The sequence below is a fragment of the Lentzea sp. NBRC 105346 genome, assembly GCF_030269605.1.
Lineage (GTDB): Bacteria > Actinomycetota > Actinomycetes > Mycobacteriales > Pseudonocardiaceae > Lentzea.
This window is the reverse complement of record NZ_BSTQ01000009.1, coordinates 171569-188485: the sequence shown is the minus strand read 5'-3', so window position 1 is coordinate 188485 and position 16917 is coordinate 171569. Positions and strand designations below refer to the sequence as shown.

The following is a 16917-nucleotide window of genomic DNA, read 5'->3' as shown; positions in this document are numbered from 1 at the left end:
TGCCGGGAATCCTGCCGACGTGGTGGAGCGCTGGTATCGCAACGGGGTCATTTACTCACTGGACGTGTGCCTGTTCCAGGACTCCGACGGTGACGGTGTCGGAGACCTGAGAGGACTCATGAGCCGCCTGGACTACCTGTCCCGGCTCGGCGTCGACACGGTGTGGCTCAGTCCGTTCCACCGGTCGCCGCGCCGCGACGGCGGCTACGACGTCACCGACCACTACTCCGTCGACCCGAGACTGGGCTCCCTCGGTGACTTCGCCGAGTTGCTCGACCACGCCGACGAGCGAGGCGTGCGGGTCATGATGGACCTGGTCGTGAACCACACCAGTGACGAGCATCCGTGGTTCCAGGCCGCGCGCGCCACGCGCGACTCACCGTTTCGGCACTGGTACGTCTGGTCGGACACCGAGCCCGCGGACCGTCGGGAGGGCTCCGTCTTTCCCGGCGTGGAAACGGAAACATGGACCTACGACGACCGAGCGGAGGCTTGGTACCGGCATCGGTTCTACCGCTTCCAGCCGGACCTCAACACAGACCACCCCGAGGTGCGCGCGGAGATCCGCAAGATCGTCAGCTTCTGGGCCCGGCTCGGGGTCTCCGGGTTCCGGGTGGACGCGGCACCGTTCCTGGTCTCGTCGCGCTCCGGTCAGGACTTCAGCCTGCTGCGCGACATCCGGGAAACGGCGTCCTGGCAACGGCGGGACGCGGTCGTGCTCGGCGAGGCCAACGTCGAGGACCACGAGGTGCTCGAGTACTTCGGACACAGCGACAACCGGGCGAGCCGGGCGCTGATGCTGTTCAGCTTCCGGCTCAACCAGGCGGTGATGCTGGCGCTGGCGCGGTGCGACGCCGGTCCCATCGCGACGGTGTTGCGCGAGCTGCCGGACCTGCCGCAGAACGCGCAGTGGGCCACGTTCCTGCGCAACCACGACGAAGTCGATCTCGGCAGGCTGCGGCAGGACGAGCGCGACGACGTGTTCGCCGCGTTCGGTCCCGAACCGGAAATGCGGCTGTACGGGCGTGGCATCCGGAGACGGTTGGTGTCGATGCTCGACGGTGATCGCCGCCGGGTGGAGCTCGCGTACAGCCTGCAGCTCACCCTGCCCGGCACCCCGGTGCTGCGCTACGGCGACGAGATCGGCATGGGCGAGGACCTGACGCTGCCGGAACGAGAGGCGATCCGTACCCCGATGCAGTGGTCGGACGCGAAGAACGCCGGCTTCTCCAGGGCGGACTCACTGATCATGCCGGTGATCAGCACCGGCCCTTGCGGCTGTGCCGAGGTCAACGTGGCCCGCCAGCGCAGCGACCCGCACAGCCTGCTCACCTGGTTCGAACGCATCCTGCACACCCGCCGCGAGTGCGAGGAGATCGCCACCGGCGAGCACGAGGTGCTCGGCATCGGCCCGCCCCACGTCCTCGTCCACGTGGCACGCGGACCGCGCGGTGTCATGCTCTTCGCGCACAACCTGAGCCCCGAACCATGCCAGGTGTCCGTGCCGCCGCAGACTGCTGAGGAGGAACCCCCGCAGAACGTCGTGGCGGACGGCGCCTACGACAACGATGTCGACCTGTTGTCGTTGCAACTCAACGGGTACGGCTACCGCTGGATCCGCCTGGCCGACGTCCCGTGGTCCTGACGCCGGCTAGTCACTCCACCGCGACGGTGAGTGCGGCCGTGTGCAGCCTGCCGCCGTGGGAGAACTCCAGGAACAACCGGTACTCGCCGCGTTCGGCGAACACGGAACGGAACGTCAGCTCGCCGTTGGTCAGACGTGCGCCCGCCGGTTCCACGGGGTGCAGGTGCGTGGCGGACAACAGCATCGTGTGGAACCCGGTCATGTGCCCGTTGGCGCCCAGGTGCGGTTCGAGCTTCTCGACCGGGGTGCCGTCCGGCATGCGGATGGCCAGCCGGATCGAACGCTCGCTCAGCACCGGGAGCGCGGCGGGTTCGTCGACGCGGGTCACGGTGTAGCCGGTCGCGGTGACCGTGCGGGCGTCCGGGGCCGGCACGGGCACGAGCGCGGTGTCGCCGGCGAGGCTGAACGGGACACCGAGCACCACCGGGTGGCGGGGATCCTTGGTGTCCAGGGGAATGAACTCGGCGAACATGCGGTAGGCACCGCCGTCCGGCAGGTCGACCGAGGTGTGCCAGGTGTCGCCGTCCAACGTCGGGTGAACGTGCCGGAACACGTTCATGTCGTCGCGGACGACGAAGAAGTGCAGCTGCTTGGTCTGGTCGTCCAGGAACCGGGTCACCGGTTTGCCGTCCACGCCGAGGATCCGGAACGCCACCGGAATCGAGACCCCGCGGCCGGTCGGCATGACCACGCGCTCGAAGCGGTAGCCACCCTCCACTTCGGACAACCCGTCGCTGTGGCTCGCGGGCACGACGGCGGCGGCCTGCTGGTGCTGCGAGTGCGGCCGCGCTGGGGTGGAGCGCAACAGCACGAACCCGCCGCCGGCCACGACCAGGGCGGCCACCAGCACGAAGATCCAGTCGATGAAACCCGGCTTGCGCATGATCACTCCCGTGAGGGGGTGCCCTGGGGCACCCCCTCAGCTCAGAACTGGAGGCTCCAGGCGTCGATGTAGCCGGTGTCGACACCGGCGACGTCCTGCACCTTGAGCTGCCAGGTGCCTGCCGCGGTCTTCGCCGAGGCGTCGACCGTGTAGGTGGTGATCACGTTGTCCGCGGAGTCGTTGTCCGAGGACTTCAACCGGAACGTCGAACCGTCGGGCGCCACGAGGTCGATCACCAGGTCACCGCGGTAGGTGTGCTTGATGTCGACGTTGACCTTCAGCGCCGCCGGCGCCTTGTCCGCGACACCGGAGACGGCCACCGGGGACGTGACGGCCGCGCCCGCGTCCGGAATCTGGACGTCGGTGGTGTTCTCGAACTTCTTGCCCGCGGGCGGTGGTTCGGTGGTGCCGAGGTTCGGCCTGACCACCACGAGACCCTGCTCGATGCCGTTGACCAGCACGATGCCGCTGGCGAAGTACGGGTAGTTGCTCCAGGCGCCGTTGAACTTCGCCTCGTTCGCGGCCGGGTAGATGTCGAAGAACCCGGCCTCGGTCAGCTGCGCCGAGGCGACGCCGCCGACGTCGAGAATGCGCAGCCCGGCCTGGTAGTTGGCCTGATAGGAGTACTTGCCCTTGATGTACTGGTTGTGGTCGATCGCGGTGGCCGGCGAGTTGTACACGCCGGTGTGCACGGGGTTGGCCAGCGAGGCCAGGTCCCAGATGTAGGTCTTGGTGCGCTTGTCGGTGCCGCGCGACTCGTCGAGCTCGTCGTCGAGCAGGAAGTAGCGCTGGTCCTCCGTCAGCCAGCCCTGGTGCGAGTACTGCGCACCCGAGTAGGCCTTGCGCGAGATCTGCACCGGGTTCGCCTTGTCGGTCACGTCGACGATCGTCAGCGTGTCCTCGTTGGAGTTGAAGCAGATCTCCCGGCCCCGGTAGGCCGCGTCCGGTCCGCGGTACACCACGCACTGGTTGTCGTGCGTGTAGCCGTCCTGCGAGACGCAGCCCGCCTTCTTGGGCGACTTCGGCGTGCGGATGTCCACCATGTGCGGGCCACCGCTGCACGTGTTGGAGCCGATCGCGTACGCGAAACCGGTCTCCTCGTTGATGGCGATGTTGTGCGCCGGCCCGAACTCCTTGTACAGGGCGTCGGCGGTGAACGTCTGCGGCGTCGTGATGGTGCGCAGGCGGGTCAGGTCGAACACCTGCATCCCGTGGCCGCTGATGAAGTCGGCGACGATGAAGGCGTGATCCTTGTACACCTTCATGTCCCGCCACGTGCTGCTGCCGCCGTTGGACGGCAGGTTGCCGAGATAGCGGGGTGACGTGGGCGTGCTGACGTCGACGAACGCGGTGCCGTTGGTGCGGCCGACGATCGCGTACTCCTTGCCGGAGGACGGGTCGGTCCAGCCCCAGATGTCGTTGCCGTTGCCGCCGCCCATCTGGGCCAGCGGCAGGACGCTGAGCAGGTCCACGTTCTTGCAGGGGTAGATGTCGGCCTTGCCGTCGACGCAGGGCACACCGGCCGCGGTGCCGGTGATGGCGTACCGCTCGGCGGGGCGGTAGTCGGCCATGAACGCCTTGGCCGCCGCCTGTCCTTCCGGCGTGTCCGGGTCGTGCGCGGACGCGCCCGACATCGTGAGGGCGATCGCCGATGCCGTCAGCACCGCGAGCGCCCCGAGGCGCAGGGTCTTCATGAAGTTGGGCTCCTCACGGAAATCCGGCCGCTCAGGACGCGGACGGATGCAGGGTTTCCGTCAGTCACCCACGGTAGGTCCAGTGGCTACCCGACGTGCACCGTCGTTCGTCTGGTCTCTGTCCCGGCTGGGCAACAGGCCTACCGCGCTGACCGGGAACAACAGCACCGACAGCAGTCCGGCGCAGACGAGGGCCGCGGCGGTCACCGGGGACATCGCGCCGAGGACCACGCCGATCTGCGTCGCCGTGACGATGAACGGCAGCGATGTCGCCTGCAGCAGTCCCACCGCGGCCACCTCCCGCCAGCCCAGCGCGCGGGCGAAGACGAGCGCCGGCACGCCGCGGGCGAGCAGAAGAGCGATGAGGAACAACGGCACTCGGGCGAGGGCGGCCGGTTCGGCGAGCAGTCCACTCAGGTCGAGCCGCATCCCGCTGGTGATGAAGAAGACCGGGATGAGGAAGCCGTAGCCGATCGCTTCCAGCTTGATCCGGAACCGCGGGTGCGAGGAGGTGTCGCGGTCGACCACGCTCACCACGACGCCCGCCAGGAACGCACCCAGGATGGTCTCCAGCCCGAACTGCTCGGCCAGCGCGACGAACGCCACGAGCAGCACCACCGCGGTCCGCACCCGGATCTCCGCGGTCGTGTCCTGCAGCCGCGACAGCACGTCCCCGAGCCGCCGCGACCGTCCGGCGAACGCGATGACGAGTCCGGTGACCACGACGAGCCCGGCGAACACCGCCAGCGACCCCACCCGGCCGGTGACGGTGCCGCCGGTCGTCGAGAACACCAGCGACAGCAACACGATGGCGGCGAAGTCCGCGACCGACGCGGCGGTGATGGTCGACTGCCCGGCAGCGCCGTCGAGCCGTCCGGCGTCCTTGAGCACCGCGACGACCAGGCCCAGTGAGGTCGCGGACAACGCCACCGCCAGCAGCAACGGATCGCGCACCCACCCGGCCGCACCGAACCCGAGACCGATGGCCAGCCCGACGCCGACGCTGATCACGTAGCCGAGCAGCGCGAGCCAGGTGGTGGGGCCGCGCAGGCGGCGCGGGTCGAACTCCAGTCCGGCCAGGAAGAGCAGGAACGCCAGGCCGAGCAGCGCCACGATCTGCACCGGCAGGTCGATCTCGACCCAGCCCAGCCCCGACGGGCCGACCACGATCCCGGCGACGATCTCCAGCACGACCGCCGGAACGCGCAGCCGTGGCGCGAAGCCGAGCAGCAGCGGCGCCGTCACCGCGATGGCAGCGACGATCAACAGGTTCACGAACTCCACATCGGGCATGGTGATTCAGTGCCGCCGGCGGACCGAGGCGTTACGCGCGGGGCGGTTCCGGACTTCGCAAGCCGGCGGCACGCAGCATCAGATAGCGCTGTTCGGGCAGGCTGGCGGTCATTCTCGCGGCGCGGGAGTAGGACTCGCCGGCCGCGGTGAGGTCTCCCGCTCGTTCGAGCAGGTGTGCCCGGACCGCTTCCAGCCGGTGGCTGTGCGCCATCCGGTCTTCCTCGTCGAGCGTGCCGAGCGCGGCGAGACCCGCTCGTGGGCCGTGCACCTCCGCCACCGCGACCGCGCGGCTGAGGGTGACCACGGGCCCCGGCGCGACCTGGACGAGCACGTCGTAGAGCGCGAGGATCTGCGGCCAGTCCGTGTCTTGCGCTTTCGCGGCCTCGTCGTGCACCGCGGCGATGGCGGCCTGCAGCTGGTACGGCCCGACCGGGCCGCTGCCGAGCACCCGCTCCAGCAGCGCCACACCTTCGGCGATCATCGCGGTGTCCCAGAGGTCCCGGCGTTGCTCGGCGAGCGGCACGATCGCTCCGGCGTGGTCCGTTCGCGCCGCTCGACGTGCGTCGGTGAGCAGCATCAACGCCAGCAGTCCCGCGACCTCGCACTCGCCCGGCAGCAGCCGGTGCAGCACGCGGGTCAACCGGATCGCCTCGGCGGTCAGGTCGGCGCGGCCCAGTTCCGGTCCGCTGCTGGTGGTGTAGCCCTCGTTGAACATCAGGTACAGCACGTGCAGCACGACGCCCAGGCGCTCCGGCCGCTCCGCCTCCGACGGCAGGGTGAACCGCGCACCCCGGATCCGTTGCTTGGCGCGGCTGATGCGCTGGGCCATCGTGGCCTCGGGCACCAGGAACGCCGCCGCGATCTCGGCGGTGGTGAGCCCGCCCACGGCGCGCAACGTCAACGCCAGCTGCGAAGGCGGCGACAGAGCCGGGTGGCAGCACAGGAAGAGCAGCACGAGGGTGTCGTCCTGGTCGGCCACCTCCACCGGTTCGAGTACCCCGGCCATCGCTTCACGGCGGCGCCGGGCGCTGTCGCTGCGCCACGCGTCCACCAAGGACCGGCTCGCCGCGGTCAGCAACCACGCCCGCGGCCGGTCCGGGACGCCGTCGACCGGCCACTGCCGCACGGCATCGGCCAGTGCCTCCTGCACCGCGTCCTCACACGCGTCGAACTGCCCGTACCGGTGCACGAGCGCGGCGAGGACCCGCGGCGCGAGCTCACGCAGCAGGTCCTCGAAGTCGTGCGTGGTCACAGGTGCATGACCTGCCGGACTTCCATCGGGAACTCGGTGTACTCGACCACCCGCGCCGCGACCTCGAGCGCGCGTTCCTCGGTGGCATCGATGATCCAGTAGCCGGCCAGCGACTCCTTGATCTCCGCGAACGGCCCGTCGGTCGGCACGGGCACGCCATTCTGGAAGCGCACGGTCCTGGCCTGGCTCGGGTCGATGAGCTTGCTGCTGGCCACGAGCTCGCCGGAGTCCCGCAGCTCCTGGTCGAGCTTCATCATGTGCTCCTGCATGCCCGTGATCCAGTCGGGCGTCCGGTTCTCCAGCGTGGCGCCGAGCCCGCCGAACATCATGATCATGTACTTCACCGTCGCTCCCTTCGCCGGCACCCGGTGCGGGTGCACGCCATCAGTCGGAGCGGTCACCCGGTTCTCGACATCCAAACCCGAAACTGTCGGCCCCGCCGCCTACGGTGGCCGGCCCCGTCGCGTAGAGGGCGTCGATGTCACGGGCGAAGTCCCTGGTGATCTCGCCGCGGCGCAGTTTCAGCGACGGGGTCAGGTGGCCGCTGTCGATCGTGAACTCCGTGGGCAGGATCAGGAACCTTCGTACGGACTCGGCCGCGGAGACCGCGGCGTTGCCGTCGTCGATGGCGCGCTGGATCTCGGCGCGCAGGTCCGGATCGTCGATCAGGTCGGTGATGGTGGCATCGGCCGGTTTGCCGGCAACGGTTTTCCAGTGCGGCAGGTAGTCGGGGTCGAGGGTGACGAGCGCGGCGACGTACTTGCGGCCGTCGCCCACGACGACGGCGTGGGCGATCAGGGGGTGGGCGGTGATGCGGTCCTCGATGACGGCCGGTGCGACGTTCTTACCACCGCTGGTGACGAGGATTTCCTTCTTGCGGCCGGTGATCGAGAGGAATCCGTCTTCGTCCAGCGCGCCGAGGTCGCCGCTGGCGAACCAGCCGTCGGTGAACACCTGCGCGGTGGCGGCGTCGTTGCACCAGTAGCCCGGGAAGACGACCGGGCCTTTGATGAGGATCTCGCCGTCCTCGGCGGTCCGGATTGTCGTGCCGGGCAAGGGTTTGCCGACCGTGCCGGGTTTGAAGTCGTCCAGTGAGTTGATCGTCGCCGCCGCGGTCGTCTCGGTCAGGCCGTATCCCTCGAACACGGTCAGTCCGGCACCGCGGTAGAAGTGGGTGAGCCGGTGCCCCAGCGCCGCGCCGCCGGAGATGGCGTAGTGGCAACGGCCTCCGAGCGCGGCCCGCAGCCTGCGGTAGACGAGCCGGTCGTACAGCGCGTGGGCCAGGCGCAGCCGCCATCCCGGGGTGGGGGTTTCGGAGTAGGCGATCGCGGTGTCGACGGCGGCGTCGAAGATCCTTCCCTTACCGGAGCCATGGGCTTGTTGCCGGGCGGTGTTGTAGATCTTGTCGAACACGTAGGGCACGGACAGGACGAACGTCGGACGGAAGGCGGCCAGGTCGGCGACGACGTTCTTGACGTCGGCGGTGTGCCCGAGTGCGGCACGCGCCTGGACGGCGCCGATCTGCACCATGCGCCCGAACACGTGCGCCAGCGGGAGGAAGAGCAGCGTCGAAGCGTCACCGTCTCCGCCGCCGGTGAACAACGGCCGCAGCACGGCGATGGCGTTGCCCGACTCCGCGAATAGGTTCGCGTGGGTGAGCACGCATCCCTTGGGACGGCCGGTGGTTCCGGACGTGTAGATGATCGTGGCGATGTCGCCGGGAGCGACGCTGCGGCGGCGTTGCTCGACCTGGCCCGGCTCGATGCTTTCTCCCGCCTCGGCGAGCTCGTCGACGGCGCCGCCGTCGATGCACCAGATCGAGCGCAACCGCGGCAGGTTCACCATGGCCGTGGCGACTTCGCGCTCGTGCTCGAAGGTCTCCACGACGACCGCCGTGGCGCCCGAGTCGGCGAGGATCCACTCGATCTGTTCGCGTGAGGACGTGGCGTAGATCGGTACCGGCACGGCGCCCGCCGCCCAGATCGCGAAGTCCAGCAGCGTCCACTCGTACCGGGTCGAACACAGCAGCCCCACCCGGTCACCGGCCCGGACGCCGAACGCGATCAGGCCGCGCGCGACGTGCTCGACCTGGTCGCGGAACTCCGACGCGGTCACCTCGGTCCACGAGCTGCCGGCCTTGCGGCGGAACGCGACGCTGTGGGGCGCCTCGGCCGCGTTCGCGTAGACCAGGTCGGCCAGACCGCCGTGGTCCGGTACGCGGACGGCGGGCGCGGTGGCGGACTCACGCATGCGGGTCTCCTTTGACTACCGACTCTCCACAAGGGAATGTCATGATGAATCACTAACAACGGGAGGCATGGTGGGACAAATCCCAGAAATCACCGGCGGTCGTTGTGAAGAATGACAAAAGTTCGCTCATCGTCGGCGGCGGTCCGCTGGCCGAACGGCTGACCGCGGACCTGCCTGCGATCACCAAGCTCGTGCTGGCCGAGGTCACGAAGCGAATCCCCGCCTACCGCGTGCTGCCCGCCGAGGAACTGTCCGGCGACATCACCACGGTGATCGAGCAGACCCTGCGCTCGTTCATCACCGTGCTGCGCACCCGGACGCTGCCCACGAAGGAGGAGCTGGACTTCCTGCGGGAGTCGGCCGCACGTCGCGCCGAGGAAGGCATCCCCATCGACGTCGTGCTCACCGCCTACCACATCGGCATCCAGGTCGTGTGGAACTCGCTGACGCCGCACGTGCGGCCCGAGGAGGTCGACGGCGTCATGGCGGTGAACGCTTTGGTCCTGCGCTACCTGGAACTGGTCACCCCCGCCGTCTGCGCCGGCTACCTCGACGAACGCCAGACCATGTTCGACGACGAGCACTCCGCGCGGCACACCCTGCTGGCCGCGCTGCTCGACGGCGGCACCGCCGTCGAGGCCGCGGCGACCCGGACCGGACTGCGGCTGCCGCCGTACTACGTCGTGCTCGCGCTCTCGGTCGGCGTTCACCCCGACGAGACCTCGCCCGGCACCGATCCGGTGATCGCCGGGCGGCGCAAGCTCCGGCGGCTGCGCGCGGAACTGGAACGGCACGTCCGCGGCCCGGTCCTGTCCTCGCTCACGCCCGACGGTGGCCTCGCGCTCCTGCCGCACTCCGGCGAGCCGAACGACCACGACTGGGCGCGCCTGAACCGGATCGTCGCCGACGTCGCCCGCGCCGCGGGCACCACGATCACGGCCGCGGCCGAGGTGGCCGTGCCGGCCGGGGTGGCCGCGGCCGCGACGTCGGCGCAGGAGGTGCTCGAGGTGGCGCTGAGGTTCGGCAAGCCGCCCAAGCTCTACGTGCTGCGGGATCTCCTGCTCGAGTACCAGCTCTCGCGCCCCAGCAACGCCCTCGGTCACCTCGCCACCCTGCTGGACCCGTTGGCGGGCAACGAAGAACTGCTGGAGACGCTGCGAGTGTTCCTGCGGCACAGCGGCCGCCGGCCCACCGCCGGCAGCCTGCACGTGCATCCCAACACCGTCGACTACCGGCTGCGCCGGATCACCGACCTCACCGGCCTCGACCCGACGAGGGTGGGCGACGCCGCACTGCTCGGCGCCGCTCTGGCCGCTCACACCGCGAGTGCGGTCAACCGCCGATGACCGGAAGGACCGGGATCGCACAGTCCGGTGCGCGTGCGTTGCCGGGATCGAGCGCGTTGAGCACCTCGCGCAGTGCGACGTGGTCGAAGGCGAGCGCCAGGTGCTCGGTGAGGTCGTTGGCGCACAGGTCCTGAACGACGATGTTGCGGCCGCCTTCCAGGAACTGCGACCGGTACGGGGTGACGACCTGGTCGAAGCGGGTCGTGATCGTCGTGTACGACACCTCCGGCACGGTGTCGGGGCTCGCGTTCAGCGACGCCAGGAACTCCGAGCCGCGCAACTGCTGCAACGCCGCGGGATCCTGCGTACTGACCCACTGCTCGACGGCGGGAAAAATGGTCAGCAGCGTCCGGATTCCCGCCTCCAGCCCGAGTGCCGACGACCCGTGGCTGGTCGGTCCCAGCCCCACCACCGTGCCCACCTTCGGTGCCCCACCGAGAAGCTTGACGTAGTACTGCGCCAGCGTGCCGCCCAGCGAGTGACCGACGAGGTCGACCTGCCGCGCGCCGGTCGCCGCGAGCACCCGGTCGACGAACGCCGCCAGCTCCACACCCGACGCCGGGATGTCCCCGGTCCCGCCGACCTGCCCGTACCGCAGGCCACCGTAGTTGAGCGCGAAGACGCAGTACCCGTTGTTCTTCAGCAACGGGGAAAGCGTGTTCCAGTTCAGCAGCATGTTGGCGTGCGTGCCGTGCAGCAGGATCACCGGCCGGGGCCGGGACTCGCTGCGACACGACCAGTCGTTCGCACCCGGCGGCGCACCACCGGGACGAGCCAGCGACGCCGCCACGGCCGCGGCCGAGTTGTAGACCACCGGCGACTGAGCCGCCACGGCCACACCACTGGTGCAGAGCAGTGCCACCGCGACCGCACCCAGCAGCACCGTCCACACGCGACTCATCGGGCCACCGCCGCGACCGCGGCACCGAAGACCTCCATGCCCTGCGCGTTCGGGTGCAACGGCGCCGCCGCGTGTACCGGGATCAACCCCTCCAAGTAGCGATCCTCGGGCGCCGCACAGATGTCGTGTCCCACGGTGAGCGCCGCGAGATCCACGAAACGCCCGCCGTGCAACCGAGCCTGGTCCCGGGCCGCCGCACTGATCCGGTTCATCACGCCCTGCAGGTAGTCCGCGTCCCGCGCCCACACCGGCTGCACCGGGTGACAACCGCCGGGCCGCACATATGTGCCGTACCCGGTCACCACGATCGTCGCGTGCGGAGCCCGCCGGCGGATCTCCGCCAGCGCGGCACCGAACCGCGGCGCCCACTCGTCCACCGCACGCGCCAGCGAGTCGACGCCGCCCGCGGTCAACCGATCCCGGCACGACAACCCCACGGGTTCCGGCAGGAAGTTGATGCAGCCGAGTGCTTCCTGGAACAGGCCGGCGTCGTTGGCCCCCACCGTGACCGACACCAGGTCCGTCGTGCTCGTCAGCGCGTCGAACTGCGGTGGCAGAATCCCGAACCGGCGACCGGCGAAGTCGGCCGTCGTCGCTCCCGAACACGACACGTCGGTCAACCGCGCTCCCAGCCGGGCCGCCGCGACCGCCGGGTAGTCGTGATCCGAGCGCAGGCACAACAGGTTCGGATCCTGGTTCGGCACCAACGGACCGGCTGCCGCGGAATCTCCCAAAGCGACGTACTCCAGCGGTTCCTGGGCTACCGCGGGCGTTGCCGCCACCATCGTGCCCACGGCCACCGCCGCCAGCCCGGCCCTGATCCGAGCAACAAACCGCATCCGATCCTCCAACACCATTGTTGTTACTTCCACGCGACGCGGAAACCATGGTGTGGCACTGAGCTGGGAAAAGCGGTGGGAATCCGCCCAGACTCGACGATCATCCCTTGTGAACCGTCACAACCAGGCCGGAGCTGTGCGGTTGGCGTACAGCGTGTGACCACTCGAACGTGATGATCTCTGCCGCGTTCAGGGAAAGCCGATCGTGACCACGGCGGCAGCGGGTCTTGCTGTCGCCCTGCTGGCGGGACCTCAACGCGGCACTCGACCTCGAGGCCAAACAAGTTGTGGCGGTTGGCATCGGTGGCGCGGGCAACCATCCCGATGGCGGCATCGAACTGAAGGTGGGCAAGGACAGCAAGACTTCCCACACCCGCAAGGTCACCAGTGGGCATGTGGCCCTCGTGGGCGGTATCCAGCTGACCAAGGACAAAGTGAAGGTCGCGATCTCCAACGTGCGGGTTGACATCAAATCCGGTGCCGTCACCGCCAAGGTCGGTGCCGAGGCAGGCGTCCGCATCGGCCGGGTGAGTGAACCGGGCACGGCCGAGGCGGTCAAGCAGGCGGGCACGACGAATCTCATGCTTGTGCTCGGTTCGCAGGGGATCACCCCTGCGCGTGAACGTTGACCTCGCGTTCGGCGACAAGCTCGACACGGACCTGATCGCCGCGCTCGGCCTCGATGACGACATCGCCGCCGACCTTGGGGTTTCAGACAACCGAGCTGGTGCCGCCGCGTTGAGCTGATGTTGATCTCAGCGGTACGGTCCGATCATGCCTCTGTCGATGGACCTTTCTGAACGCCAGAGCAGACTGTACGACTGCGCGTGCTGCGGCAGACCGTTCGAACGCGTCTGGGCCTGCGTGGAGCGCGACGACCGCCTGGTCGGCGTGTACTACGCCAACAACTACCACCACCGCGGCAAGGGACCGGAAACGTACATCGACGTCATCCTCGGCACCTGGGGCAAGGACACGGTCGCGGACCACGTGACGTTCGGCTGCCGAGTCGGTCCGGTGGGCGGCAGCTCCGAGCCGGACGCGAACTACTGGCAGCCGTGTCTGGACGGGTCGGCCACCGCGATGCACGGACACCTGTTGTCGGTCGAGGAAGCCAAGAAACACCCGTGGCTGGCCGAGTTCTGGAACGTCATCGAACTGGTGCTCGCGAAGGACCCCGCGGTCAACTGGCACCTGTATGGACGGCGTCGGCAGCCGCACCAGAGCGAGTGAGCCGCACCTCCACGACGACGTTGTCGTCGCCACCCGGCTGGTGGATCCCGTCCTGGTTCGAGCTGGTCAGCCAGAGGTTCCCGGACGGGGTCGCCTCGACGGTGCGGATCCTGCCGTAGTGCCCGACGAAGTACTGCTGAGGCTGACCACCGATGGGGATCCGGCACAGCCGGTTCCCCTTGGTGGTGGCCGCGTAGAGCACGTCGTCGACGATGGTGAGCCCGCTCGGTGACGCGTCGAACGTGCGGAAGGTCCACACCGGGTCGGCGAAACGCCCGCACGGCCCTTCGCAGTACGGCCACCCGTAGTTGCCGCCGGGCCGGACCAGGTTCACCTCGTCCAGCTCGTAGTGCCCGAACTCCGCCACCCACAGGCGTCCGCGAGAGTCGAACGCGAGGCCCTGCGGATTCCGGTGCCCGTAGCTGAACACGAAGCTGCCCGGGAACGGGTTGTCGGACGGCACACTCCCGTCCGGGTTCATCCGCAGCACCTTGCCCGCCAACGACTTCAGGTCCTGCGCGAGCTCACCCCGCTGGTTCTCCCCCGTCGTGGCGTAGAGCTTGCCGTCGGGCCCGAAGCGCAGCCGCCCGCCGTTGTGGTTGACACCGCGCGGAATCCCGGCGAGCACGATCTGCCTGCTGGCGACATCCAGCCCGCCGCGGTAGCGGAACCGCACGATGGCGCTGTCCGACGCCCTGGTGTGGAACACGTAGAGCCAGCCGTCGCGATACTCGAGGCCCAGCACGCCGTCCTCGCCCCGCAGACCATCCACTTCCGGCACGGTGCCGACGAGGGTCTTCGTGCCGGCGCGCGTGACCCGGTGGATCCGGAACGTGTCCCGCTCGGCGAACAGCGCCGAGCCGTCGGGCAGGAAGACCAGCCCCCACGGGATGTCGTCGCTGCGGGCGACGACGTGTGCCGCGCCGACCGGCCGGTCGGTGCCCGGACGCGTGCGCGCCCCGGTCGACGGCCCGCGCGGTCCCCAGTTCCACGCCAGGTCGACGGCCAGCACGCTGAAGCTGTGCTGGGCGCCCGCACGCAGGCCCTGCACCGTTCCGCTCAGCCCGGACGCGGAACCGACGAGCTCCTCGCCGTCGTAGATCTCGTAGAACTGCACCCCGACGTCGTCCGTCGCCGCGGTCCACCTCAGGGTCGCCGTGTTCGCGGTGGTGGCGGTGACCTCCGGCGCACCGGGCGCGCCCGGCGGCGTGGTGTCCGCGGGATAGGCCGGTGGCGTCACCACGACTTCGTTGCTGGGCGGCGACAGGCGCATGTCCTGGTCGCGCGCCGCGACCTTCCAGCGGTACGCGCGGCCGGGCGTCAGGTTGTCGATCACCTTGGTGGTCCGGGTGCCGGGCACGATGCGCCACACCCGGTCCGGCAGGCTGATCTCGTACGAGAACACGTCCCCTGGCGCGGCGTCCCAGGCGAGCGTCGCCGTCGTGCGCGTGACCTCCAGGACCCGCAGGTTGCCCGGCGCCGCGGTGTCGGCCCGCGCCACGTGCGGAACTCCGGCCAGCAACAGGACGACCATCAAGACTCGCAGCACCCGGCCAGCAAATCGGACCGCGCGAACCAAGACCACCAACAGTTCGCGCAGCGTTACGAGACGCGGTAAGCAGGCGGGCTCCAGCGCGCGGCTCGTCGCACTTCAGCACCGAGTCAGCGGCCGCGGAGACGATCGGCGGGAGGACGCGGCCCCGACTCCGGCCGTCACATCGAAGAGAGGCCTCCCTTGGACACCGCCATCGACGACCAGAAACGCATGCAGAGCAACCAGGAGGGCTGGAACCGGCGAGCCCTGGCACACATCGACTCGAGCTACTACGACCTCGACACGTTCCGGGCCGGCAAGAGCAGCCTGCGTTCGCTGGAGCAGGCCGTGGTGGGTGACGTGGCCGGCAAGGACTTCCTGCACCTGCAGTGCCACATCGGGCTGAACGCCATCTCCTGGGCCCGCAAGGGCGCCAACGTCACGGCGGTGGACTTCGCCGAGCGGGCCCTGGAGATCGGCCGTGACCTGGCCAAGGGCCTGAACGTGGACATCAACTTCGTCTACGCCAACATCTACGACCTGCCGAAGGTGCTGGAGGGGTCCTTCGACATCGTCTACACCGACTACGGGGTGCTGAACCTCCTGCCGGACCACCGCAAGTGGGCCCAGGTCATCGCGCACTTCCTCAAGCCCGGCGGTGTCTTCCACATCGTGGAGATCCACCCGATCCTCGGTGCGCTGCACGAGGTCGACGGGGAGCTGCGCCTCCGGTCGGAGCTGTACAAGAGCGGCCCGCAGGAGAACGAGGTCAACCTGACCTACGGGGACAAGTACGCGGACGCGAAGGAGATCGACGCGTACAAGCAGTACAGCTGGCCGTGGAGCATCTCCACCGTCTTCACCGCGCTGATCGAGGCGGGACTGCGGATCGAGGCGTTCACCGAGGTGCCGATCGACTGCCGGCAGCGCCTCAGCTCCATGGTCCGCGACGAGAACGACGAGGGTTTCTGGCGCCTCCCCGGCGACCCGGTCCCCCTGACCTGGACGTGCTCCGCACGCAAGCCGGAGTGATCCGGGTGGCCGAGGCCGCGCCGGATGTGCGGGCTGTCACCAGCCCACGGCCTCGGCCACCAGCTGTTCGGCCCGCACCCCGTGCAGGATGGCCATTTCCAGCGAGTTGAGCCGTTCGCCGGCGTCGATGCCGAGCTCGTCGACGAGCAGGCGGCGCGCCGCCCGGCAGGCCGACAACGCCTGCCCGGTGCGCTCACAGCAGTACAACGCGAGCACGAGGCGGCGCTGGAAGCCCTCGTGCAGCGGGTTGGCGGCCACGAGCCCGGCCAGTTCGGCCAGTGCGTCGGCGTGGTTGCCCACGGCCAGGTCGAGATCCAGTCGCCGTTCGAAGACCATCTGCCTGCGTTCTTGCAGCCGGGCCGATTCCGACTGGGCGAACACGCCGTCCAGGCCGTCGAGTGGTGTCCCGTGCCAGAGATCGAGCGCGGCACACAGCTTTCGGTGAGCTTCGACGAGATGGCCGGCGGCTAATGCGCGTTCACTGTCGGCGACGGCCTGTTCGAAGCGCTGCAGGTCCACTTCGACGGGCGGAGCGTTCAGCACATATGCGTCGTGCCTGGTCTCCAGACATTTCCCCCCAGCGGTAATCGCAGTCAGCGCTCGGCGCAGGGCGTAAATGTGGACATGAACCTGATTACGCACGGCAACGGGTGCGTCCGTTGGCCACAGAACGCTGACGATGCGCGAGAAGGAAACGGGCCGGTTCGCCCCCAAGGCGAGCAGTGCCAGCAGAAGCCGCTGCTTGCGCCGCACGAGCGGAACTGGTATCCCGTCGGCGACTATTTCCACCTGGCCAAGAATACGGACATAATTGTCTGGAACAATGCCTGTTTCATAGGGCGTCACAACTTGAACGACACTCATATCCAGTCCCCCTTGTGTCCATGAGCCTGGTTTTCACTATACATACAGGCATACAGTTACTTTCATCGGTGATGAATGCATCAGGATAATGTCCGGTTCAACTTCTGTCGGAGAATGCATCGGTCATTTCACCGATTTGACGTTGCGCAAC

16 protein-coding genes are annotated in these 16917 nt (G+C 68.9%); 6 read left to right on the top strand and 10 right to left on the bottom strand.

The features are described from left to right. Window positions 1–19 precede the first annotated feature (19 nt). Window positions 20–1645 carry an alpha-amylase family protein gene (locus QSK35_RS20710; protein WP_285748603.1) on the top strand — a complete coding sequence of 542 codons (1626 nt, stop codon included), beginning with the start codon at window positions 20–22 and terminating at the stop codon, window positions 1643–1645. Between the two features lie 10 nt (window positions 1646–1655). Here the strand turns inward: QSK35_RS20710 and QSK35_RS20705 are convergent, their stop codons facing one another. From QSK35_RS20705 to QSK35_RS20680, 6 genes are read right to left on the bottom strand one after another with little or no spacing between them, the layout of a single operon-like run. Further along, window positions 1656–2528: a DUF8832 domain-containing protein gene (locus QSK35_RS20705; RefSeq protein WP_285748601.1), complete on the bottom strand. Its 873-nt coding sequence runs from the start codon at window positions 2526–2528 to the stop codon at window positions 1656–1658. A gap of 41 nt (window positions 2529–2569) precedes the next feature. After that, window positions 2570–4222, bottom strand: a complete 1653-nt coding sequence (locus tag QSK35_RS20700; protein ID WP_285748599.1) for a choice-of-anchor B family protein — start codon at window positions 4220–4222, stop codon at window positions 2570–2572. A gap of 60 nt (window positions 4223–4282) precedes the next feature. Continuing rightward, on the bottom strand, window positions 4283–5515 hold the full coding sequence (locus QSK35_RS20695; protein WP_285748597.1) for a cation:proton antiporter: 1233 nt from the start codon (window positions 5513–5515) through the stop codon (window positions 4283–4285). Between the two features lie 31 nt (window positions 5516–5546). After that, the gene (locus QSK35_RS20690) at window positions 5547–6767 is read right to left on the bottom strand and encodes an RNA polymerase sigma factor (protein WP_285748595.1); all 1221 of its coding nucleotides are present in this window, start codon (window positions 6765–6767) and stop codon (window positions 5547–5549) included. Continuing rightward, window positions 6764–7168, bottom strand: a complete 405-nt coding sequence (locus QSK35_RS20685) for a YciI family protein (protein ID WP_285748593.1) — start codon at window positions 7166–7168, stop codon at window positions 6764–6766. The genes QSK35_RS20690 and QSK35_RS20685 overlap by 4 nt, the downstream gene beginning before the upstream one ends. Continuing rightward, window positions 7152–9017 (bottom strand): AMP-dependent synthetase/ligase, encoded by a 1866-nt coding sequence (locus tag QSK35_RS20680; RefSeq protein ID WP_285748592.1) that lies wholly within the window; start codon window positions 9015–9017, stop codon window positions 7152–7154. The genes QSK35_RS20685 and QSK35_RS20680 overlap by 17 nt, the downstream gene beginning before the upstream one ends. A gap of 104 nt (window positions 9018–9121) precedes the next feature. Between QSK35_RS20680 and QSK35_RS20675 the strand changes: the two genes are divergently transcribed. Next, window positions 9122–10363, top strand: coding sequence for a PucR family transcriptional regulator (locus tag QSK35_RS20675; protein ID WP_285748589.1), 1242 nt, complete (start codon window positions 9122–9124; stop codon window positions 10361–10363). Here the strand turns inward: QSK35_RS20675 and QSK35_RS20670 are convergent. Together QSK35_RS20670 and QSK35_RS20665 are read right to left on the bottom strand one after the other, a co-directional pair. Continuing rightward, entirely contained in the window at window positions 10350–11264 is a 915-nt protein-coding gene (locus QSK35_RS20670; protein ID WP_285748587.1) for an esterase/lipase family protein, read from the bottom strand. The genes QSK35_RS20675 and QSK35_RS20670 overlap by 14 nt on opposite strands. After that, window positions 11261–12103, bottom strand: a complete 843-nt coding sequence (locus tag QSK35_RS20665) for an SGNH/GDSL hydrolase family protein (protein WP_285748585.1) — start codon at window positions 12101–12103, stop codon at window positions 11261–11263. The genes QSK35_RS20670 and QSK35_RS20665 overlap by 4 nt, the downstream gene beginning before the upstream one ends. Window positions 12104–12330: 227 nt before the next feature. Here QSK35_RS20665 and QSK35_RS20660 point away from each other — a divergent pair, with 227 nt between their 5' ends. The 3 genes from QSK35_RS20660 to QSK35_RS20650 are packed head-to-tail and all read left to right on the top strand — an operon-like array spanning window position 12331 to window position 13336. After that, a complete protein-coding gene (locus QSK35_RS20660) occupies window positions 12331–12732 on the top strand; it encodes a hypothetical protein (RefSeq protein ID WP_285748583.1) in 402 nt (133 codons plus the stop codon). After that, window positions 12722–12850 (top strand): hypothetical protein, encoded by a 129-nt coding sequence (locus QSK35_RS20655; protein ID WP_285748581.1) that lies wholly within the window; start codon window positions 12722–12724, stop codon window positions 12848–12850. Before QSK35_RS20660 ends, QSK35_RS20655 begins: the two co-directional genes overlap by 11 nt. Window positions 12851–12877: 27 nt before the next feature. After that, window positions 12878–13336, top strand: coding sequence for a hypothetical protein (locus tag QSK35_RS20650; protein ID WP_285748579.1), 459 nt, complete (start codon window positions 12878–12880; stop codon window positions 13334–13336). Here QSK35_RS20650 and QSK35_RS20645 read toward each other — a convergent pair. Further along, window positions 13287–14885 (bottom strand): PQQ-dependent sugar dehydrogenase, encoded by a 1599-nt coding sequence (locus QSK35_RS20645; RefSeq protein ID WP_285748577.1) that lies wholly within the window; start codon window positions 14883–14885, stop codon window positions 13287–13289. The genes QSK35_RS20650 and QSK35_RS20645 overlap by 50 nt on opposite strands. Window positions 14886–15071: 186 nt before the next feature. Between QSK35_RS20645 and QSK35_RS20640 the strand changes: the two genes are divergently transcribed. After that, window positions 15072–15902 carry a class I SAM-dependent methyltransferase gene (locus tag QSK35_RS20640; RefSeq protein WP_285748574.1) on the top strand — a complete coding sequence of 277 codons (831 nt, stop codon included), beginning with the start codon at window positions 15072–15074 and terminating at the stop codon, window positions 15900–15902. 36 nt (window positions 15903–15938) lie between these two features. On the opposite strand, the gene QSK35_RS20635 is transcribed toward QSK35_RS20640, so the two are convergent. Continuing rightward, a complete protein-coding gene (locus QSK35_RS20635) occupies window positions 15939–16766 on the bottom strand; it encodes an AfsR/SARP family transcriptional regulator (RefSeq protein WP_285748572.1) in 828 nt (275 codons plus the stop codon). Window positions 16767–16917 lie beyond the last annotated feature (151 nt).

Coding starts and splice junctions, on each gene's coding strand:
- QSK35_RS20700 (WP_285748599.1), bottom strand. CDS start 4,222: ATGAAGACCCTGCGCCTCGGGGCGCTCGCGGTGCTGACGGCATCGGCG.
- QSK35_RS20665 (WP_285748585.1), bottom strand. CDS start 12,103: ATGCGGTTTGTTGCTCGGATCAGGGCCGGGCTGGCGGCGGTGGCCGTG.
- QSK35_RS20680 (WP_285748592.1), bottom strand. CDS start 9,017: ATGCGTGAGTCCGCCACCGCGCCCGCCGTCCGCGTACCGGACCACGGC.
- QSK35_RS20635 (WP_285748572.1), bottom strand. CDS start 16,766: ATGAGTGTCGTTCAAGTTGTGACGCCCTATGAAACAGGCATTGTTCCA.
- QSK35_RS20670 (WP_285748587.1), bottom strand. CDS start 11,264: ATGAGTCGCGTGTGGACGGTGCTGCTGGGTGCGGTCGCGGTGGCACTG.
- QSK35_RS20705 (WP_285748601.1), bottom strand. CDS start 2,528: ATGCGCAAGCCGGGTTTCATCGACTGGATCTTCGTGCTGGTGGCCGCC.
- QSK35_RS20650 (WP_285748579.1), top strand. CDS start 12,878: ATGCCTCTGTCGATGGACCTTTCTGAACGCCAGAGCAGACTGTACGAC.
- QSK35_RS20695 (WP_285748597.1), bottom strand. CDS start 5,515: ATGCCCGATGTGGAGTTCGTGAACCTGTTGATCGTCGCTGCCATCGCG.